Source organism: Propionispira arboris, assembly GCF_900109225.1.
GTDB classification, from domain to species: Bacteria; Bacillota; Negativicutes; order Selenomonadales; family Selenomonadaceae; genus Propionispira; species Propionispira arboris.
Genome location: NZ_FNZK01000031.1, coordinates 1 through 20711, shown reverse-complemented (window position 1 = coordinate 20711; position 20711 = coordinate 1). Strand labels below are relative to the sequence as shown.

The window sequence follows — 20711 nt, the reverse complement described above, 5'->3', positions numbered from 1 at the left end:
AAAAATCTAAATTATCTTTTTTGTTAAAAGAAATTGTTAGTTGTTGTTTTCAAACGCAAGCGTTCGAAAACCGCACATCTGGCTTGATACATGTTGGTGTACATATATCTTTTTGTTTTCTACATTGTTTAGTTTTCAAAGAACACGTTGCTGGCACTTGCTTAAGTCAGCTTGTATAGATTATCACATCCGCAAGCGGCTGTCAATATCTTTTTTTGAAACCAGTTGATGTCATTGCCTTAAAGACAAGTGAATCCGTGATTTCGTTTTTTTGTTTTCGCCGTTGTTATTGGCGACTTGTAATATACTACACTCTTTCAGCTTTACTGTCAATACTTTTTATAAAAATTTTCTATTAAATTTCAATAAAAACAATTTTCTTTCGAAACACACTTTGCTAATGATGACTTTCCTACTATATAAGAAGCCCGCCCTGATTTCATCGAGTAGCTTAATCTTTGCAAACCTTACTGCTACCTTCTATGTAGCGGATAAATAAACTATCATCTAATATTTCATCATCCATTTGAACCCCACATTGATGCAGTTGAATTGAAACCCACATTTTATTTTTCTTACTGCCCTGTTCTTTGTATTCTTCCGTATATCGTTCTTTCATCGCCTGAGCAGTACTGTAACTCGATGTTGCATTTAAAATTTCCGTAAATACATTTTCTTCACCTGCTCCATATTCTATTTTTAAGATCAAAAATAGTTTCATGTTTTTTTTCATAATACATACACCCCTCATCATCTTTATTATCTTTCCATTTCACTAAATTGCATTTGTCAGAAAATTGTCCTAATTAATTATAACGTATTTCTAGATTTCTGCAAATCAATTGTCCAGTTGCTATTGTTTTGTAAAAAAAGCTGCTTTTTACATCATGCAAAAGCAGCTTCCTACTATATAATATTATAAAGTATCAATTGCGAGTTTTTCTTCACGCATAAATTTTGCTAATTTAAATACACCATTCATGACTTCATTATAATTTTCCGGTGTCAATGACTGTGGACCATCGGAAAGAGCTTTCGCTGGATTTGGATGTACTTCCACCATTATACCATCAGCCCCAGCCGCAATTGCCGCATAGGCCATAGGTTTTACCATTCTCCATTTTCCGGTTCCATGACTAGGATCAACAATAATTGGTAAATGGCTTAAATGTTTAACAGCTGCAATCGCACTCATATCAAGTGTATTTCGTGTATATGTTTCATAGGTACGAATTCCACGTTCACAAAGCACAACATTTTGATTGCCTTCACTCATAATATATTCTGCAGCATTTAACCATTCATCCAAGGTTGCTGCTAAACCACGTTTTAAAAGAATTGGTTTGCTACCACGACCAACTTCTTTCAACAATCGGAAATTCTGCATATTACGAGCACCGACTTGCAGCATATCGGCATATCGCGAAACGGTTTCTACAGCTTCTACCTCTGTCACTTCTGTAACAATCTTCAGCCCTGTCAAATCACGTGCTTCAGCAAGATAACGCAACCCTTCATCTTCCAGCCCCTGAAATGAATACGGTGACGTTCTTGGTTTATAGGCACCACCACGTAAAAATTGGGCTCCAGCTGCTTTTACAATTTTTGCCGACTCAAATAATTGCTCTCTTGATTCGACCGCACAAGGTCCAGCCATAACAACAATATTGCCGCCGCCAATCTTAACACCATCCACATCAATAATACTCGACGCTGGATGAAATTCACGACTGGCAAGTTTATAACTTTTGGAAATTTCTACACTTTGTTCAACACCATCCATAGCATCAATTGCTAAACAAGCCATTAGTCTTTTATCCCCGATTACACCAACAATTTTTTGTGAGGCACCTTCCATAATTTGCGCTGTCAGTCCAACACTTTGTATGGATTCAATAACCGCTTTTATATTCTCTGCTGTTGCTTCTGTAGTCATAATGATAACCATAATAATACCACCTTTTTCTTTTTATTTTTTTATATTTTCATCAACATAAGTCACGGGAAATGACCCTAAGTTTTTGAGCCATAAACTTTTTTGCTGAATTGCCAAAATCGCGGCATTAACATTTTGTTCCTGCGTAGATCCATCCACCTCAAAGAAAAAAATGTATTCGCCAAGCCCCGTTCGAGCTGGTCTCGATTCAATCCGCGTCATGTTGACATCACGTTTCGCAAATTCTGACAAGACCGCACAAAGACTACCCGCTTTCTTACCATCAATCTGACAAACTAAAGAAGTTTTATTCGCCCCCGCGATAACAGCTTTTTTTATTTTTGTCAAAACAAAAAAACGAGTGCAATTTGTCAAAGTGTCCTGAATCTCTGTATCCATCGTCGTCAAACCATAAAGTTCACCAGCACGCTGCGTTCCAATGGCAGCATACCCAGGGGGGCCGCTTGCAACAATTTCAGCTGCCTTGGCTGTACTGGCTGTCTGACGAATTTCAATGCCTGCATAATTTTTTTTTAGATATTCCCGGCACTGGGCCAAAGGCTGCGGATGCGAAAGTATTGTCGTAATGACGTCTTTAGGATATTTTGTCATGAGTTGATTATGGACCGTCCAGACGATTTCCTGTTCTACTTGCAAATCAACTTCATGCGCCAAAGTATCCAACGTAATATTAATAGATCCTTCTATTGAATTTTCGACTGGAACAACACAACGTTCAATCACACCATCGGCCACAGCCTGAATGGCTTCATAAATCGTATCATAAGCAAATAAATTCCAATCGCCTGCTTGTTTATAATTCAAATATAATGCTACGGCCTCACTATGTGTACCTTTTGGTCCTAAAAAACCCAATGTGTTTTGCTGTTTTAACAAATTAGTCTCGCACTCCTTTCTATATGTATCAAAAAACCCCCGTCCTAATAAAAGGACGAGGGTTATACTCGCGTTACCACCTTAGTTATTCATTCAAAAATGAATATCTCTGTAAAGTACAGGCTCAAAAACCGATACTCTCCTTTTTTTAACGGCAAAGGCTCCGACACCACCTAAAGAAATGTTTCAGCGGGTAACTCCAAGGTGAACTTCAACAAATTTTCATATACCGGGTTTTCAGCACCCCCGGTTCTCTGCAATAATCTAAAATGTTTACTTTTCCTCTTCATTGTCTTTGTACAGAATTAAATTATTAACAGTATAACAGGTAATGTTAACTTATGCAATAATATTTTTTCATATTGCATATAGGTATCTCTCACAAACGAACATTCGTCCCTCTATGATTTGAATTTTAACCAATCAAACTTTATCAACCCAGCTCATAACATGCGAAACCGCATTTTGCCAGCCAGTGTAATAGTCTTCTCGTTCTATTTCTGTGATCTGAGGGGTAAAACAAACATCTTCTTGCCATTTTTTCTTTAATTCGTCCGTATCTTTCCATATTCCAACAGCTAGACCAGCAAGATAAGCAGCTCCAAGTGCAGTAGTCTCGCGAATTCGTGATCTTTTTATAGGAATGCCCAAAATATCTGCCTGAAACTGCAGCAAAAGATTATTATTACTTGCTCCGCCGTCAACTTTCAAATCTTGAATCTTCATTTTTGTATCGGATTCAATTGCCTCCACAACATCACGAACTTGATAAGCCATCGCCGCCAATGCCGCTCGTACAATATGAGACTTTGTCGTATCATTTTTCAAACCAATCATCAAACCACTTGTTTGCATATCCCAATAAGGGGCACTTAACCCACGAAAAGCCGGAACAAAATAGACACCACCAGAATCTCCCACTTTTTTTGCCAGCCATTCAGATTCAGCTAGCGTATCTAAAATACCAAGACCACTCTTAAGCCATTGAATCGCTGCTCCAGCAACAAAAATACTGCCTTCTAGTGCATATGTAACTTTACCATTAATGCCCCAGGCAATGGTTGTAATCAAGCCATTGTTCGACTGATAGAATTTTTGCCCGGTATTCATTAAAAAGAACGAACCTTCACCGTACGTGTTTTTTGCCATTTGAGGCTCAAAGCAGCATTGTCCAAACAAATCCGCCTGTTGATTACCCGCATCACCGGCAATTGGTATTTTAATTCCAATTAAACTCGGATCTGTATAGCCATAAATTTCACTAGATGAACAGACTTTCGGCAGCATACATATAGGAATATTTAAATACTGCAATAAATCTTCATCCCACTTTAATTCCCGCAAATTATAAAGCAGCGTTCGGGATGCATTCGAATAATCGGTTGCAAAAATCTTCCCACCACTCAGTTTCCACATAACCCACGTATCCATAGTTCCAAAAAGCAGCTGTCCCGCTTCAGCTTTTGCCTGCGCACCCGGTACATTGTCTAAAATCCACCGTATTTTGCTACCAGAAAAATATGAATTGATAACCAGTGAGGTTTTTTGGCGAAAATCTTCTTCCAATCCCAATTTACGGAGTTCACGGCAAATATCCTCTGACTGCCGTGACTGCCAGTTTATGGCATTATAAATTGGTCTACCAGTCATCTTATCCCAAACCACCGTTGTTTCCCGCTGATTTGTTATGCCAATTGCTGCAATTTCTTCTTTTTTAATTCCTGATTTTTCAATTGCTTCCTGTGCAACAAGAAGCTGTGTACTCCAAATTTCCTCTGCATCTTGTTCCACCCAGCCCGGTTTTGGATGAAAAGATACAATCTCCTTTTTCGCTACCGATACAATATTAGAGTCGTTATCAAAAATAACAGCCCTGTTTCTAATTGTGCCTGTATCTAAAGCCAATATATACCTTTTTTTCATGCCAAATTCTCCTTCATCCTGACTGCAAAAGCCGCTGCTTTTCTTTCAGTTTTGAGATAACAAAAATAAGATGAAAATTAGTTCCATCTTATTTTATCCCATTTATAATCTTATAAAATATTATAGCATTCTTTTATCAATATCTCAAACATCACCCATAAACACTTGTCATCTTTCGCCTGTTTTTTATCTGTTATATTTTCCGCAAAGTACATGCTCCAATAGCGGTTTTCAGAACGTCTTTGAGCATCGCCCCCGTTGATGCCTGCACCGCTCCGACAATCGTACCTTCAACAATAGGTGCATCTGCAATACATACATTTTGTCGGAGTTCTTCATCTAAAAATTCTAGTGCTGTTTCTGCGCTTAATACAGCACTGCCCAAGTCTACCATAATTAGTACACCATTTCCTGTATTTGCTTTCAGAATAGCCTCTTGGATTTTGAAGGCATCTGTGCCAATTTCGCCGTCGGCAGTCCCTCCGGCAGCAATAATATTTACATCTTTTGCCATTTGTTGGGCGATATCTTTAATTCCATCTGCAACTTTAGAACTGTGAGAAACAATAACTATACCTACCATCTTAAACACTCCCTTGACTGCGAAAAAAATCAAGTAATGCCTTTATCATAATAAAAGAAGACGTTGCTCCAGGATCTTGATGTCCAAGGCTGCGCTCACCCAAATAACTAGCGCGCCCTTTCGTTGCAACAATTGTTTTTGTATATTCAACACCATTTTGAGCCGCCATCGACGCTAGATTTAAACAATCCAAGAGTCTTTTACCATCACGAATTCCTACGGAGAAAGCTTCCAACGCTGGTTCCAATGCATCGAGCATTGTTTTTTCGCCACGACTTGCCTTGCCCCGTTCTTTTATCCCCGTTATGGCTGCTTCCCACATGGCTTGCACCGTCATGGCGTCCAATTCAAATTTGCCGGCTGCTGGCACCGCGGCTCTAAGAATAGCTGTACCATAAAGCGGTCCAGCTGCCCCACCAACGGAAGAAATTAAAGTCATGGCTACGGTTTTTAATACAAAGCCAACATCTTTATCTTCATCCAACCCACTTAGTTTATGAATTACTGCCTCAAAGCCTTTCGCCATATTAATCCCATGATCCGCATCACCGATTTCCCGGTCTAGCTCCGTTAAATATTCTTTATTTGTGATAATAGCCTGCCCGATGGCTATTATTGCTGCAACATGCTTGCTCATCAATAGAACGCCTCCTTAATTTTGCACCAATGCTGGTGTATCGGCTGGTGCGAAGAGCAATTCCTTTAATTCAGTATCCAATTTTAAAATGGATATTGAGAACCCACCCATATCTAATGCCGTCATATAATTGTTTACATATGTTTTGGCAACTCGTATTTCTTTACTGGTTAAAATTTGAGAAACTTTACGATTTATAATGTACAGCTCCATAAGTGGAGTAGCTCCCAGCCCATTTATCAAAACCGCAACTTCATCTTTTTGGCTAACATTCAACTCATTGAGTATTTTATCCATAAGCTGGCTGGTAATTTCATCCGCGGTTTTTAATGCCTCACGATGTGTACCTGGTTCACCATGAATTCCTATGCCGATTTCCACTTGATTTTCATCCAGAGAAAAGCTCGGTTTACCAACTGCGGGGACGGTGCAAGATGCAAGTGCCATTCCCATAGAACGTACATTGTCAATTACTTTTTCCGCGACTCGTTTTACATCATCTAAATCTGCACCAGCTTCTGCCTTGGCACCTGCAATTTTATGCACAAAAATAGTTCCCGCAATACCACGACGCCCAGTTGTCCAAGTGCTGTTTTCTACAGCCACATCATCGTTAACAATTACTTTTTCTACTCGAATTCCATCCGCTTCAGCCAATTCACCAGCCATTTCAAAATTCAATACATCGCCCGTATAGTTTTTTATAATAAGCAGTACGCCTTTTTTTTGATCTACAGCTTTAATTGCTTCATACACTTGATCTGGAGTAGGTGAAGTAAAAACGGATCCAGCAACTGCACCGTCTAACATTCCTTTTCCAACAAAACCACCATGTGCTGGTTCGTGACCACTACCGCCGCCACTTACCAATCCAACTTTTTGGGAAATTACCTCTCTTACGAGTACATTATATCCTGGTAATCTTCTTACGGTCGGATGAGCAAATACAATACCTTGGAGCATTTCTTCAACTACTTGGTCAGGATCATTAATAATTTTTTTCATTGAAATGGAACCTCCTCATATCTATTTATTGGTATATTTCTCTACTGCAAGTCTTCTTCCTCTAAAAAACTGAAAAATATAATAAAGAATAGCACTATACCCCATTCATAACAAATGCCAGAGAGAATAGTTAATGCAGCTTATATCTCCATATTGTTTAAACATCATAAGCTGCGCTCAGTACCTCAATTGGATGAACGGCCTTAACACCCGTCCCATGTTCTATCTGCATGCGGCAAGTACCACACTCTGAAATGACGGTATCTGTCGAAGATTCTTTGATCTTTTGGAAAAGTTCTTGACCCACCTGCATTGAAATTTCATATTTGTCTTCTTTAAAACCATAATTTCCTGAAATACCGCAACAACCTGCATCTGCATTTTCAACAACAAGATTTGGCACAAGCGATAATAATTCTAGTGCTGGTAAGCCGATCCCTTGTACACGCAAATGGCAAGGTGCATGATAAATATAGCTGCCACCTTCATGATTAAAATGCTGATCAAAACGATTTTTTTCATGCAATTCTAATAAAAACTCACCAGCATCATATACAAATTTTGCATTTTCATGCAGACCAGGAAAATCAAATAGTTCAGCATATTCTTGTTTGAGCATCAACGAACAACTTGTGCAACAAGTAAGAATTGGGTAGCCTTGCTCCGTCCACTTACGAATTAGTGCCGTATTGATACGTGCATTTGCCTCTGCTTCATCCAAATATCCAGTTACAACCAATGGTGAACCGCAGCAGACGAAATTCTCATCAACAATAACTTCATATTGATTTTTCTGCATAACTTTTACAAAAGCAATGCCAACATCCGGATCATTTTCATTTATATAACAGCCTGGAAAAAACACGACTTTATCTGGATACGATTTTTGCTTGATTGCGCGAAATTGCTGTAAAAATGATTTGCTTGCATATTTAGGCATAGGCCGTTTCGAGGCAATGCCAATCAGCTTGAGCATACCTGTTTTACGTCCGAGATCCGAACCTAAATTCGCGAAAAAGCTGCCAAATGGTATTTTACGCGCCATCTTTATCATTTTTTCCCCATGTGCCAATATATGATCTCTGAGCAAGTGTGAATGACTTCTATAATATTCGCCGCGCTGTAACATATTTAACGTTGAAACTGCCACACCTGACGGACATGAAATATCACAATTCTTACAATTTGAACAATATTCTAGTGATGCCTCTGCATCCGGCTCCGCAAAATTCATGCGACTTTGTGCCGGCCCAACCAGTTTAGGCCCACGAAACTTACTTGTTGCAGCTGATACTGGACAAGTTGTAATGCAAGATGTACAAGCTGTGCAATAATCGGCTGTTCCTTTTGGATTTTCTTCTAATGTCCCCATAATAACCCCTCCTAAAATGACATAGCTGCCTGATAAGCAGATACCAATGCCACACCATTTCCTGATTGTTCAAAGCAAAAATCATACCCGCTAAGATTACGCCCGGCAACAAAAACATTTTTTATAAAACAATTGCCAACTTCGTCCAGTGGACGCATCTTCTCATCTGTCTCAATTCCAACCTCAGCAAAGGGTTGTTTTTGACTAGAAAAAAGCTTTTCATTGGCCCATTCTTCGGGGTTGCCCTTAACCCGCACTGGAATATTAAAAATTGGTTCTTTTATGATAGGGAAAGTCTCCATTTGCAGTCCACCACCATAAAAACCACCGGTTGCCAAAATAAAATGATCGGCTTGATACGTCTGTTCTCGCGCAGCATTTTGCGTAGTGATTGATAGACACGTTTGATTGTTTACCGTAGAACCAATCACCTTAGCATTTTCAACCATCGTTACATTGTTTTTTTTCAAATAACCTAAAAGCATACTTTGAAGTCTTAACCCGTTAGCGGCTGGCGGTAAACCCGTACTTTCAAGAACCTCACATTGTAAATCTTTTTTCATTTTATCCAAAATTGCATAATCAGGTTTTACCCCTAAAACTTGTGGTAAAATCACGACACTATTAGCTTGAACAGAGCCGCGCAGTTGCTTTAAGCAGCTTTCATAGCCTTGCGGTGTGTTAAGCCAACGAGCGATATCCAAAGTGCTTAGATCTCTGCCCGACTCTATATCAGCATCCACCATGATGGACGTATAATTTTTTTCCTTACCTAAACTTTGTTCAAGATTCTCTTTCATTACATGTATATAATGATCTTTTAAGCGGTTAAAGCCAATAAGAACAATCTCTTTGTTCTTTAAGCAAATATCTCCCAACATCGTTTTTGGAACCAGACAAGTGGGTTTCATTGTCCCGAGCGCGGTCACAACCCATTGATGTTTTGTAAGACTTCCACTGTACGGATAGTTTTCTTGTTCACACAACTCCATAAAAAATGCGACTGCAGCTTCCACTATGTCAGTACCTATTTTTGTATAAGGATGCGCTTCAGGCAAAGCCTTAATTCCGTCAAGTGGCGTAGCACAAACAGTTTCATCGATTGGTCTCGCCATAATATCAATCAAACCACTATTTAAAGGAAAAGTACCCGAACCATAGGTGATCAGCGTTACTTTTTTACCACATTTCGCACTAACGGCAGCTGCCATCAAACCAGCGAAACCAGCACCAATCACGATTACATCAGACTTTATCATTTTGGACTTCCCCCATTCACATTTAATCCAACACCATAGATGCCTCTGGCCATTTCAGTTTCACGCAATGCATTGCCCCAAAGAACTGGGCGAATACCTTTCCAGCGAGCCTGCAAGAATTCTTGCAGCTGCTGCAGTGATTGCTGCTTTTGATCAATATTTTCCGTACGCGACAAAATGCCAACACTTCGCAACGAACAAAAATTCCCCTGACAAGTGCCCATCCCCATACGCGTTTTTCTTCGGATATCACTCAACGTAAAACTTGTACCTTCTGTGATAACTTCTTCAATCTCTGCCAATGTTACATTTTCACATTCACAGATTAATTGACGCTCTTCCGGGTTCTTCTCTAAACGCTCTACTACACGCTTGAATCGATCCGCTCCCAGGCGATCCGCCGCCAACTCTGTTCCATATGCGGGGAAATATTTGCGTGCTTTCGTCTTTACCGCTTCCGTGACCTCTGGTACCAATGCTTCTTCAGCCGTTCGACATGGCGTAGTCACCTGCAATTTTTGACAAACAATATCCGTCATTTTTTCTGCCATAAGTCGATACGTAGTAAATTTACCACCGGTAATCGTCATAAAACCATCTAATCCATCTTCAGAATGATCTAAAATCACAAAACCACGCGATGCACCGCGGCCTTTTCCACCAGATGCACTGTACAATGGCCTTGATCCCGCAAAGGCTCTCAAAACACGATATTTGCGAAGATTTTCAAATGTTTTCTCACCAATTTGCAGCAAACTTTCGATTTCATGAAAAGAAGAGCTTGTATCTTCAGGATCTTTCACCGACATCGAAGTTGTTCCTAAAATTGTAATTGAGCCATGCGGCACAAAAATATCTCCATCGGATGGTACATGCAAACGATTTACAATTCGGCTTGAAATTCTTTGATTAAAGGCAATCAGCGTTCCCTTATCTGGCTGTACATTTACATCAAGTCCGGCCAAAGCAGCAATTTGACCTGACCACGGGCCGGCCGCATTAACCACAAAGTCACAAGCAATAAAATAGGTCTGTTTTGTAAAATAATTGCGCACATCGAGACCGATTACTTTACCATTTTCCGAGACAATCCGGATGACCTCTGTATAGGTTTTAACACGACCACCATAACGCGCCGCTGAATCTATATTTTGCCAAGCCATACGAAAACCATCAATGGCAGCATCGGGCACTCTGTAGGCTGCTATTATTTGATGTGATAAGTTTGGTTCTAATTGCCAAGCTTCTTGTGGTGTAATCGGAATTGCTGTTATTCCACTTTTTTTACAGCCGTCTACCCATTTCCCCTCAAAATCCACATCATCTTCTGGCAGCCGAATAAATAATCCTTCCGTTGCTTCTACACATGATTTTCCTATTTTACGTAAAATAGAATTTTCTTCAATGCACTCTCGAGCAGCTTCTTGATCCTTTACTGCATAACGGGCTCCACTATGGAGCAAACCATGATACCGGGAACTGGTCCCATTTACCATATCCAACTTTTCTAAAAGTAGTACGTCAACACCGCGCATCGCTAGATCACGCAGTATTCCAACACCAGTTGCTCCGCCGCCAATAACGACCACTGTTGCTTTTTCCATATTGTTCTCCCCTTTTACCGACAGTCTTACTTGTATTATCTAATAGGAAAAGATTCTCTTATAAATCAATATAAGAGAATCCCCCCTGCCTTTATTCTAATACTTTATACGCGGTCTATTCTTCTTCTTCCCAATGCATGGAGTGTTTTACGGCACGCTGCCAGCCACGATAAAGTTTATCACTTACTTCTTTGTCCATCGCTGGGGCAAAGCGATTATCAAGCACCCATTTTTTGCTGAGTTCAGAGTAATCTTTCCACACGCCAACAGCCAGTCCAGCGAGATAAGCTGCGCCTAATGCCGTCGTTTCAATTACTTTTGGACGTTCAACCGGAACTCCTAAAACATCGGACTGGAACTGCATCAATAAATTATTGGCACAAGCACCACCATCTACTTTTAATGCTTTCAATTTAATATGTGAATCTTCTTGCATGGCACTCAAGACATCGCGTGTTTGATATGCCATGGAATCTAAAGTTGCTCGAACGATATGCGCTTTTTTCGTGCCACGCGTCAGTCCAATGATCGTTCCACGCGCCTGCATGTCCCAATATGGTGCGCCAAGCCCAACAAATGCTGGTACAACATAGACCCCGCCTGCGTCTGGAACTTTTTTCGCGATCCATTCTGAATCCGAAGCAGATTCGAGCATATGCAATCCGTCTCTAAGCCATTGAATCGCAGAACCTGCTACAAAGATACTGCCTTCTAATGCATAACTGATCTTACCATCAATCCCCCAGGCAATCGTTGTAACTAGACCATTATCTGACGAATACATTTTGTCGCCTGTATTCATCAGCATAAAACAGCCTGTACCATAGGTGTTTTTTGCCATACCAGCTTCAAAGCAATTTTGTCCAAACAGTGCAGCCTGTTGATCGCCAGCTGCGCCGGCTAACGGTACAGTAGCCCCAAATATGCCAGGATCGGTATGTCCATAAACTTCACTGGAATTATGAACTTCTGGCAGCATATTTGCCGGTACATCAAGATATTCTAAAAGTTTTTCATCCCATTTAAGTTCTTTTATGTTATACAACAAAGTTCTGGATGCATTCGAATAATCTGTCACATGAAGCTTGCCAGCGCTGAGTTTCCAAAGCAGCCATGTATCAATGGTACCAAAAAGCAGCTCACCACGGTTTGCTTTTTCTCTAGCGCCCTCAACATGATCAAGAATCCATTTGATTTTTGTTCCAGAAAAATAGGCATCAATTACTAATCCCGTTTTTTCCTTAAACTCTTGTTCCAAACCCTTTTTCTTCAGATCATTACTAATTGCTGCTGTTTGCCGTGACTGCCAAACAATTGCATTATAAATTGGTCTGCCAGTCGCTTTTTCCCAAACAACAGTTGTTTCACGTTGATTGGTAATCCCAATCGCAGCAATATCACTTTCCAAGATTCCAGCCCGCTCTATCGCTTCTTTCGCTACCGTAATTTGTGTGCTCCAAATTTCTTCTGCATCATGTTCTACCCAGCCTGGTTTTGGAAAAAATTGTGTAAATTCTCTTTGTGCCATTGCGATAATATTTGATTCATTATCAAAAATAATTGCTCTATTACTCGTAGTTCCCGCATCAAGTGCCATTACATACTTTGTTGTCATTTTAAAAGTCACTCCTCGTCATATGATTTACTTATAAAACTATAATTAAAAAAATTTCACGAACTTCAATGAATCGTATTTTTAGATGATTGCAAAAAGCTTAGCTAGAACAACCGCAACCGCTGCGCCAGCCATTGGGGCAACAATCGGCACCCAGGAATAACTCCAATCCGAACTGCCTTTGCCTGCAATCGGTAAAATTGCATGTGCGATACGAGGACCAAGATCACGTGCAGGATTTACAGCATACCCTGTAGGGCCACAGAATGATAAACCAACTGCCCAAACTGCAAGTCCCGCCATATAAGCTCCCATTCCATTTGTGAATCCAACAGGACCAGAAACCAATTTGCTGCCAAATGATATAAACAAGAAGAATAATAACGTACTCGCGATAAATTCACAAAGTGCATTTGCACCATAACTGCGAATTGCCGGAATCGTACAAAAAATTCCTAGTTTAGCGGATTTATCTTCCGTCACTTTCCAATGTGGTAAATATGCAAGCCATACCAATGCCCCCCCAACAATACCACCGAAAAGTTGTGCAATCATAATTTCAATTGCAACTGGTACGGAATAAGTGCCCATTAACAATTTAAAAAAAGTAACGGCCGTATTTAAATCACCCGTATTTCCAATTGCCAATCCACAACTGACTCCCATGACAACACCCATGGCCCAGCCCGTATAAACCACAATCGGACCACCGCCAAGACCTTTTGATTCTTTTAAAGATACATTAGCTACAACGCCACAACCAAAAGCGATCAGTACCGCCGTTCCAACAAATTCACCTAATAAAACATTATCCATTTTCATTGCTCCTCATATCAAATTTTCCGATACTCAAACATAGCGCAACACGACTTTACATATATTTTGTAATATTAAGAATATTACAAATATATACTAGAATTAACTTGTTTTCCCCTCCTTGAATCTATCCGTAGATTTTTTGTCTTTAGCATCCATCATGCAATTTAAAAACTTTTTATTATAGTTATGATTTACAGAAAACGGTTTTTCGTTTTTCAATTGCAAACAATACTAAATTACATCTCTGAGACAGATATTATCATATTATTTCGTATCAGTCAATACGTAATATTATGAATATTTTCTATATTAAAATGTTTTTTCGTGTTTAAACATTTCAATATATAGAATATGATATAATACTATAAATAAGAGTTTTATCGAATTTACAACTTTAACTTGAAAATCATTGAAAACTCTGTATAATTTCGTATATACCGTTACGAAAAAGGAGGTGTACGCTATTTTGACACGAGAAGACTATATTAAATCGCTCATAAAATCACACGGTTATAACTTAAAAGAATTTTCAACGCAAATTCAAATGCCGTATACTACTTTATTATCTATTTTAAATGGTTCTATTGGTGGCGCAGCGGTGGATAATATGTTAAAAATCTGCTACGCACTGCATATAAAAATCGAAGATTTGGATCAGCTGGAAACAGATGCTGGAATGGTAACCAAAAATCAAGATGATGAAGCGGATATAGATGCTTATCTATTAAAACTAATCCGTGATCTTTCCACCGAAAAACGTATTGCACTTAAAATTCTTTTAACGAATATGTAATCGAAAAATATAACATAGTATAACCAATAAGGTTGACTTAGTCTAAAAACTAGCCCAACCATTTTTTTATTTTCAGCAAAATTTTTTTGAAAGATTTGCTTTCACGCTGACAATACGATATTCTACAATAAAATAAAGTAATAAAATGAATAGATAGGTGGCTGTAAATGAGTGTATTAAATGTTGAACATGTCTCCCATGGCTTTGGAGCAAGAATTATTTTAGAAGATGCGTCTTTTCGACTCTTAAAAGGTGAACATGTTGGTTTGATTGGTGCAAACGGTGAAGGAAAATCCACTTTTTTGAATATTATTACGGGACAGCTGACTCCTGATCAAGGTAAAGTTTCCTGGTCCAACCGTGTATCCGTCGGTTATCTAGACCAGCATGCCGTTTTAAAAAAAGGTATGACAATCCGTGATGCCTTGCGTACCGCATTTGATGATATGTACAAACTCGAAGCCGAAATGCTCGCCTGCTATGATAAAATGGGCGATGCGGCTCCAGCTGAAATCGATAAAATGATGGCAGACGTAGGTGACATTCAAGACATTCTTGAAGCCAACAGCTTCTATACAATCGATTCAAAAATTGACGAGGTATCAAATGGTCTCGGACTTCGTGATATCGGGCTTGAAAAAGATGTAGCCGATCTCAGCGGTGGTCAACGAACAAAAATACTTCTGACAAAATTATTACTGCAAAACCCAACCATTCTAATTTTAGATGAGCCGACCAACTATCTCGATGTCGAGCATATCGCCTGGCTTACGAATTACTTAAAAAATTATGAAAATGCCTTTATTCTTGTATCTCATGATTTACCTTTTCTCAATGATGTTATCAATGTGATTTATCATGTAGAAAATGCTGCATTAACACGTTATACTGGCGATTACAACCGCTTTCAGGAAATGCATGAAATTCGCAAACGGCAAGAATCTTCTGCTTTTGAACGGCAGCAGCAAGAAATCGACCGTATGGAAGATTTTATCCAACGCAATAAAGCCCGCGTAGCAACACGTGGCATGGCGAACAGCCGCCAAAAACGATTGGATAAAATGGAAGTTCTCGAAAAACCAAAAGAAAAACCAAAACCCCACTTTCAATTTAAAGAAGCTCGCACGCCAAGCCGGTTTGTCATTGATGCGAAAAAGCTCGTACTTGGTTATGATGAACCACTCACCACAGCCGTTAATTTACAACTGGAACGAGGGCAAAAAATTGCCATTCGCGGGGTAAATGGACTTGGAAAAACTACATTGCTCAAAACATTGCTCGGACAACTTCCCGCCCTTGATGGCAATATTGAATTGGGTGAATTCGTTGAAGCAGGCTATTTTGAACAAGAATCAAATCAAGAAAATGATAATACAGCCCTCGAAGAAGTTTGGGAAGAATATCCTGGCATGACCAACTATGAGGTCCGGGCGGCTCTCGCAGCCTGTGGTCTTACCAATGAACATATAACGAGTAAAATGCGAGTATTAAGCGGTGGTGAAGCCGCCAAAGTACGACTTTGCAAAGTCATGCAGAAAAAGATTAACCTCTTGGTTTTAGATGAACCGACCAACCATCTCGATGCCGATGCTAAAGACGAATTAAAACGTGCTCTTATGGAATATAAAGGTACTGTCTTACTCGTATCGCATGAACCTGATTTTTATCAAGATTGGGTTTCTGCAGTTTGGAATGTTGAAAGCTGGACAACAAAAATCGTATAAAAATAAAGACCGGTGCTGTGGCGCCGGTCTTTATTTTTATCGATTTATATTTTTTTGGCACCAGATACCGTTAAGGCATCTCGATGCGGCGTAATAATCAGGGCAGGTTTTGTAATAGCAGCATCTGGTAATCCAGGCGTGCTGCGGATATCCCCATATTGCTCCTGTAAAGACGGCAATATGCCATAATCTAAAACCCGCATTGGACAGGCGTCAACACAGGCTGGATTTTTACCTGCGGCTAATCGATCTAAGCAAAAATCACATTTCATGGCTTGTTTCGTCTGCGGATTTAACTGTATCGCACCATAGGGACAAGATTTAATGCATTGCTTACAGCCAATACACTTTTGTTTATCGATCATTACAATGCCATCTTTTTCCCTCTTTTGCAGGGCTCCGGTTGGACAGCTTTTGATGCAGGTTGGTTTTTCACAATGATTACAGCTAACGGAAATCCAAAAAGCGTATACCTGTGGCTCCCAGGCCAAGCCACTTTTTTTAAATGTACCGCCCGCTATTTCATACACTTTTCGAAAAGAAGCTATCGTCTGTAGATCATATTTATCCTTGCAGGCAATCTGGCAGGTACTACAACCAGTACAATGTTTTTGGTCAAAATAAAAAGCAAGTTGTTCTCCCATAACGATCCCCTTTTCCTATATCTTCTTGATTTCAACTAAATTCGTATGCTGTGGATTGCCAAAAGCCAATGGCGTTGGTTGATATTTTGTCAAAGTATTGATACTACCCCGCTGGTCAATCCCCTGAGAATCCGGCATCCACCAGGCCCCCTCCGGTACAGATACCACGCCTGGCATAATCCGAGCTGTCACCTTTGCCGGCAGCTCAATTTTGCCACGTTCATTATAAACCTGAACTCGATCATCTTGTCGAATCCCACGTGTCGCAGCATCCATTGAATTAATCCAGACTTCATGCCGCTCTACTTCCTCCAGCCATTTTACATTGTCAAATGTTGAATGAACGCGTCGCTTAGAATGAGAACCTATGCATTGCAAGGGATACTTTTCAATCAGCGGGTCCGCTGGACCTTCCCAGGTCGGTATATATTTTGGTATTGCCGGTATTTCAGCTGGTTTTTTCATGTCCCACAAACGCTCTGAAAATATTTCGATCTTCCCTGATGGTGTGGGGAAGGGATATTGACTCGGATTCGCGATCTGTTTTTCAAAGGCAATCGCTGGTCTATCGTGATGCCAGCGATAAATACCTTGTGCTCTAAATGTTTCATAGGCTGGAAACCCCGGATTTTGTTTCGCCGTTTCACACACTAAATATTGCAGCCATTCATCCAATGATTTACCTTCGGTGAATTCGTCTTTTAAATTCAGCCGCACGGCCAAATCACTGACCCAATCATAACCGTTGCGACATTGACCGATTGTCTCGACAGCTTGATTCATATATAAAACATAATCGCCATAGGCCCACGATTGTACAATATCATTGCGTTCCATCATATTATCGGCGGGCAAAATAATATCGGCAAACTTGGCACTAGCTGTCATAAACTGATCATTCACCACAATGCATTCTACAAGCGATTCATCCTGCAATAACGCCGCGGTTTGATTGGCATCAGAATGCTGATTTACCAGACAATTACCGGCAACATTAAAAATCAGCTTAATATTCGTCGATAAACATTTTACTCCCTGTACGCTAAAATCGCCCCCCATTCCTTTACCATGCAAAATCGCATCCGGCCAGTTAAAGACAGAAATTTTTGCCTTACACGGATTTTCATAAGGAATCGCTGCAACGAAATGATTGCGCGCTTCATTCCCCTTACCAGAAGCCCAACCGCCCGCAATTCCAATATTACCCATCATCGCCGCTAAAACAGGACCACTTCTAACAATCTGTTCACCATACGCATGACGCTGCGGTCCATACCCTTCAATCAAAGCTGCCGGCTTCATTGTCCCATAAGCTCTAGCCAATTCGATAATCACATTTTCCGGTATACCTGTAATAGATTCTGCCCAAAGCGGTGTTTTTTTTGTTTGATCCGCACTTACCCCCAAAATATAAGACTTATAAGAATTGCCTGGCAAAATTCCTTCTGGCATATGTTCTTCATCAAAACCAAGGCAAAATTGATCTAAAAATGCTGCATCATATAAATTTTCCGTTATTAAAACATATGCCATCGCTGCTAAAAGTGCACTATCGGTCGTCGGTCTAATTGCAATCCATTGATCGGCTAACCCTACAGCCGTATTGGTATAAATGGGATCAATCACAATGATTTTAGCACCTGCTGCTTTGGCTTTTTTTAAATAATAACTTGTATTGGTCCCCCAAACCGTATCGGCTGGATTCCAACCAAGCAAAATCAATAATTTCGAATTTACCCAGTCTTCCCGGCTATTGCCGGTCTGATTCGTACCATATGTATAGGGAGTAGCAATACTCGTACAAGCCGAACTATATGATCCATAATACGAAAGATAGCCGCCATAGAGGCTCAACAGTCTTTTCAGCCAGGTTCGCTCCGATACCTGCCCCCCATTACCTGTCCCGTAATTTAAATAAATAGCCTCCGGACCATAAGTCTGCATCACCTTTTTTGTTTTATGAGCAATATAATCCAGTGCCTCCGTCCAAGTGATTTGTTCAAATTTCCCCTCGCCCCTTTTACCAAGACGTTTTAATGGATATAACAAACGATCGGGATGATACAACCGATCTCGATAGGCACGGCATCGTAAACAACCGCGCAGCTGAAAATACGAAGGTGTATCCGGTTGATCATCTTCATTCGTAATAGCAATTACACGACCATCACGAACCTGTACCTTAAGTAAACATCGTCCCCCACAATTATGTGACCCCGAGGTATAAACAAATTTCTCATCTTTTTTATCTAAGGGTCCGACTTTTTCCTGCATCGCTGTGTCCTCCGTTTTCTTTAATATATAGAACGCATTAAACATTTTATGGCAATCGTCAGGAATGGGGTATAGGGTTGAGTGGCGTTACGTAGGAAGCAAACGATGCCCTATACCCCATTCCTGGCAGACTGATAGACTGGATGGAATTTCTTTAATGCGTTCTATATACATTACATATATTTTATCATCCTCACGGCTCGTGAACAAATACAAAAACTGCCGTTTAATTCATCCCGACGCAGGAATTCCTTTAAACCAACAGAACTGTAGCTGTATAGGAAAGATTTTATGCGACTTAATGGCGAGGAGAATGCATTATGAACATTTTGCTTACTGGCGGTACCGGCTTTATTGGTAAAGCCCTAACCCAGCAGCTTCTAAATCAGGGATACACGGTCACCTTACTGTGCCAAAAAGAAATACCAAAAACTCCGGGACTGTCCTATTTAATCAGTCCTGATGCCAGCCTATTGCTGCCACTAAAACAAGTAGCAGCTTTCGATACGATTATTAATCTGGCAGGCTACAATATCGGCAAAGATTTTTTCTGGAACCGGACAATCAAACGGAAAATTCTCGAAAGCCGCATCCAGCGAACAAAACAGATTGTAAACAGCCTGCTCGCTGCAAAAAAACAAGGCCTGGCAATACCAGCTTTATTAATCAATGCCTCTGCCATCGGTTATTATGGGATAAATCCAGAGGGAATCATTACGGAAGAGTCCCCCTCTGGCAGCGGATTCTTGGCAAAAGTTTGCCGTCTTTGGGAAGAAAGTGTCGAGCAAGCCGCCGAAACCAATGTAACTGTTATACGACTGCGTTTTGGCATTGTCCTCGGAAAAGGCGGCGGTGTACTAAAAAAAATGACAGTACCTTTTTCTTTCGGCATGGGTGGTATCCTTGGTAATGGCGACAACTGGGTTTCGTGGATTCATCGCGACGACCTGATAGCCAGCATTCTCTTTGCCCTCTCCGGGCAATTAGCTGGTGGTCCCTACAATGTGACTGCCCCCAATCCAGTCTCAATGCAGGATTTCGGCAAAGCACTGGGTGAGGTTCTGCATAAAAAATGTTGGACCAAAATGCCCCCCGCCGTAGCTCACCTCATCTTTGGTGAAATGGCTGATGAAATTTTACTTTGCAGCCAAAGAGCAATTCCTCAGGGCTTAACATCACAAAATTTCACGTTTCGTTATCCGACACTTCCCGAAGCGCTGCACCAAATATACAACCCTAAAAAACATTCATCGACAACATAAAAATCCCACAAAAAAAGGGGCTGTGAAATAATGCCCCTATAAAAACAAAAGAGGATCACTAGCTCGAAAGAGCCGCTGATCCTCTTTTTGTGTTAAAATTTTACATAGCACATGAAAAATTCAAACATACATTATTTTAAAACAAAACAGGCAGTTTTGCCACTGTTTATTTCAGATTATCTGAATATCTGTGATCCCGTGCTGGTTTTTGACCGATTTATGGAGGAAATCGACTTGGAGAAATACCTGAAAAATGTTCCAGCTCACTTTGCTGGACGTATCAGGTATAACCCGACCAGCATGTTGAAAACAATCTTATTCGGATTTATGACAAATGGATATATCTCGCTTCGCGAACTCGAAG

At 40.3% G+C, this 20711-nt stretch carries 18 protein-coding genes and 1 other annotated feature; of the genes, 4 read left to right on the top strand and 14 right to left on the bottom strand.

Features of this window, described 5'->3' with window-relative positions; translation table 11 throughout:
• Window positions 1-451: 451 nt before the first annotated feature.
• The 12 genes from BMY14_RS19940 to BMY14_RS19885 all read right to left on the bottom strand — a co-directional run bounded on the left by BMY14_RS19940 (window position 452) and on the right by BMY14_RS19885 (window position 13647).
• Window positions 452-733: a hypothetical protein gene (locus BMY14_RS19940; protein WP_019555029.1), complete on the bottom strand. Its 282-nt coding sequence runs from the start codon at window positions 731-733 to the stop codon at window positions 452-454.
• Between the two features lie 183 nt (window positions 734-916).
• Window positions 917-1948 carry a 3-deoxy-7-phosphoheptulonate synthase gene (gene aroF / locus BMY14_RS19935; RefSeq protein ID WP_091835888.1) on the bottom strand — a complete coding sequence of 344 codons (1032 nt, stop codon included), beginning with the start codon at window positions 1946-1948 and terminating at the stop codon, window positions 917-919.
• A gap of 21 nt (window positions 1949-1969) precedes the next feature.
• Complete coding sequence (gene pheA, locus BMY14_RS19930; protein ID WP_091835885.1) at window positions 1970-2833, bottom strand: prephenate dehydratase; 864 nt, start codon at window positions 2831-2833, stop codon at window positions 1970-1972.
• 48 nt (window positions 2834-2881) lie between these two features.
• Window positions 2882-3132: a binding site (T-box leader), on the bottom strand.
• A gap of 124 nt (window positions 3133-3256) precedes the next feature.
• Window positions 3257-4756, bottom strand: coding sequence for a glycerol kinase GlpK (gene glpK, locus BMY14_RS19925; protein ID WP_091835882.1), 1500 nt, complete (start codon window positions 4754-4756; stop codon window positions 3257-3259).
• A gap of 193 nt (window positions 4757-4949) precedes the next feature.
• Window positions 4950-5339 (bottom strand): dihydroxyacetone kinase phosphoryl donor subunit DhaM, encoded by a 390-nt coding sequence (dhaM, locus tag BMY14_RS19920; protein WP_091835879.1) that lies wholly within the window; start codon window positions 5337-5339, stop codon window positions 4950-4952.
• 1 nt (window position 5340) lies between these two features.
• On the bottom strand, window positions 5341-5976 hold the full coding sequence (gene dhaL / locus BMY14_RS19915) for a dihydroxyacetone kinase subunit DhaL (protein ID WP_091835876.1): 636 nt from the start codon (window positions 5974-5976) through the stop codon (window positions 5341-5343).
• A gap of 15 nt (window positions 5977-5991) precedes the next feature.
• Window positions 5992-6981 (bottom strand): dihydroxyacetone kinase subunit DhaK, encoded by a 990-nt coding sequence (gene dhaK / locus BMY14_RS19910; RefSeq protein ID WP_091835874.1) that lies wholly within the window; start codon window positions 6979-6981, stop codon window positions 5992-5994.
• A gap of 157 nt (window positions 6982-7138) precedes the next feature.
• Entirely contained in the window at window positions 7139-8353 is a 1215-nt protein-coding gene (locus BMY14_RS19905) for an anaerobic glycerol-3-phosphate dehydrogenase subunit C (RefSeq protein WP_091835871.1), read from the bottom strand.
• Window positions 8354-8364: 11 nt separating this feature from the next.
• A complete protein-coding gene (gene glpB, locus BMY14_RS19900; RefSeq protein ID WP_091835868.1) occupies window positions 8365-9612 on the bottom strand; it encodes an anaerobic glycerol-3-phosphate dehydrogenase subunit GlpB in 1248 nt (415 codons plus the stop codon).
• Window positions 9609-11216 carry an anaerobic glycerol-3-phosphate dehydrogenase subunit GlpA gene (glpA, locus tag BMY14_RS19895; protein WP_091835865.1) on the bottom strand — a complete coding sequence of 536 codons (1608 nt, stop codon included), beginning with the start codon at window positions 11214-11216 and terminating at the stop codon, window positions 9609-9611. Before glpA ends, glpB begins: the two co-directional genes overlap by 4 nt.
• Window positions 11217-11331: 115 nt before the next feature.
• Window positions 11332-12831 carry a glycerol kinase GlpK gene (gene glpK, locus BMY14_RS19890; RefSeq protein WP_091835862.1) on the bottom strand — a complete coding sequence of 500 codons (1500 nt, stop codon included), beginning with the start codon at window positions 12829-12831 and terminating at the stop codon, window positions 11332-11334.
• 81 nt (window positions 12832-12912) lie between these two features.
• Window positions 12913-13647 (bottom strand): MIP/aquaporin family protein, encoded by a 735-nt coding sequence (locus BMY14_RS19885; protein ID WP_019555018.1) that lies wholly within the window; start codon window positions 13645-13647, stop codon window positions 12913-12915.
• A 469-nt stretch (window positions 13648-14116) separates the two neighbouring features.
• Here BMY14_RS19885 and BMY14_RS19880 point away from each other — a divergent pair, with 469 nt between their 5' ends.
• Both BMY14_RS19880 and BMY14_RS19875 read left to right on the top strand, forming a co-directional pair.
• Window positions 14117-14443: a helix-turn-helix domain-containing protein gene (locus BMY14_RS19880; protein ID WP_019555017.1), complete on the top strand. Its 327-nt coding sequence runs from the start codon at window positions 14117-14119 to the stop codon at window positions 14441-14443.
• Window positions 14444-14610: 167 nt separating this feature from the next.
• On the top strand, window positions 14611-16167 hold the full coding sequence (locus BMY14_RS19875; protein ID WP_091835859.1) for an ABC-F family ATP-binding cassette domain-containing protein: 1557 nt from the start codon (window positions 14611-14613) through the stop codon (window positions 16165-16167).
• Between the two features lie 44 nt (window positions 16168-16211).
• Here BMY14_RS19875 and BMY14_RS19870 read toward each other — a convergent pair whose 3' ends face one another.
• Entirely contained in the window at window positions 16212-16811 is a 600-nt protein-coding gene (locus tag BMY14_RS19870; protein WP_091835856.1) for a DMSO/selenate family reductase complex B subunit, read from the bottom strand.
• 15 nt (window positions 16812-16826) lie between these two features.
• Window positions 16827-19085, bottom strand: coding sequence for a DMSO/selenate family reductase complex A subunit (locus BMY14_RS19865; RefSeq protein WP_091835854.1), 2259 nt, complete (start codon window positions 19083-19085; stop codon window positions 16827-16829).
• A gap of 320 nt (window positions 19086-19405) precedes the next feature.
• On the opposite strand from BMY14_RS19865, the gene BMY14_RS19860 reads away from it, so the two are divergent.
• Complete coding sequence (locus BMY14_RS19860; protein ID WP_091835851.1) at window positions 19406-20347, top strand: TIGR01777 family oxidoreductase; 942 nt, start codon at window positions 19406-19408, stop codon at window positions 20345-20347.
• A 111-nt stretch (window positions 20348-20458) separates the two neighbouring features.
• The coding region (locus tag BMY14_RS19855) for a transposase (RefSeq protein WP_483878444.1) at window positions 20459-20711 on the top strand (253 nt) is incomplete at its 3' end.

Coding starts and splice junctions, on each gene's coding strand:
- BMY14_RS19940 (WP_019555029.1), bottom strand. CDS start 733: ATGAAAAAAAACATGAAACTATTTTTGATCTTAAAAATAGAATATGGA.
- aroF (WP_091835888.1), bottom strand. CDS start 1,948: ATGGTTATCATTATGACTACAGAAGCAACAGCAGAGAATATAAAAGCG.
- glpK (WP_091835882.1), bottom strand. CDS start 4,756: ATGAAAAAAAGGTATATATTGGCTTTAGATACAGGCACAATTAGAAAC.
- dhaM (WP_091835879.1), bottom strand. CDS start 5,339: ATGGTAGGTATAGTTATTGTTTCTCACAGTTCTAAAGTTGCAGATGGA.
- dhaL (WP_091835876.1), bottom strand. CDS start 5,976: ATGAGCAAGCATGTTGCAGCAATAATAGCCATCGGGCAGGCTATTATC.
- dhaK (WP_091835874.1), bottom strand. CDS start 6,981: ATGAAAAAAATTATTAATGATCCTGACCAAGTAGTTGAAGAAATGCTC.
- BMY14_RS19905 (WP_091835871.1), bottom strand. CDS start 8,353: ATGGGGACATTAGAAGAAAATCCAAAAGGAACAGCCGATTATTGCACA.
- glpB (WP_091835868.1), bottom strand. CDS start 9,612: ATGATAAAGTCTGATGTAATCGTGATTGGTGCTGGTTTCGCTGGTTTG.
- glpA (WP_091835865.1), bottom strand. CDS start 11,216: ATGGAAAAAGCAACAGTGGTCGTTATTGGCGGCGGAGCAACTGGTGTT.
- glpK (WP_091835862.1), bottom strand. CDS start 12,831: ATGACAACAAAGTATGTAATGGCACTTGATGCGGGAACTACGAGTAAT.
- BMY14_RS19885 (WP_019555018.1), bottom strand. CDS start 13,647: ATGGATAATGTTTTATTAGGTGAATTTGTTGGAACGGCGGTACTGATC.
- BMY14_RS19875 (WP_091835859.1), top strand. CDS start 14,611: ATGAGTGTATTAAATGTTGAACATGTCTCCCATGGCTTTGGAGCAAGA.
- BMY14_RS19870 (WP_091835856.1), bottom strand. CDS start 16,811: ATGGGAGAACAACTTGCTTTTTATTTTGACCAAAAACATTGTACTGGT.
- BMY14_RS19865 (WP_091835854.1), bottom strand. CDS start 19,085: ATGCAGGAAAAAGTCGGACCCTTAGATAAAAAAGATGAGAAATTTGTT.
- BMY14_RS19860 (WP_091835851.1), top strand. CDS start 19,406: ATGAACATTTTGCTTACTGGCGGTACCGGCTTTATTGGTAAAGCCCTA.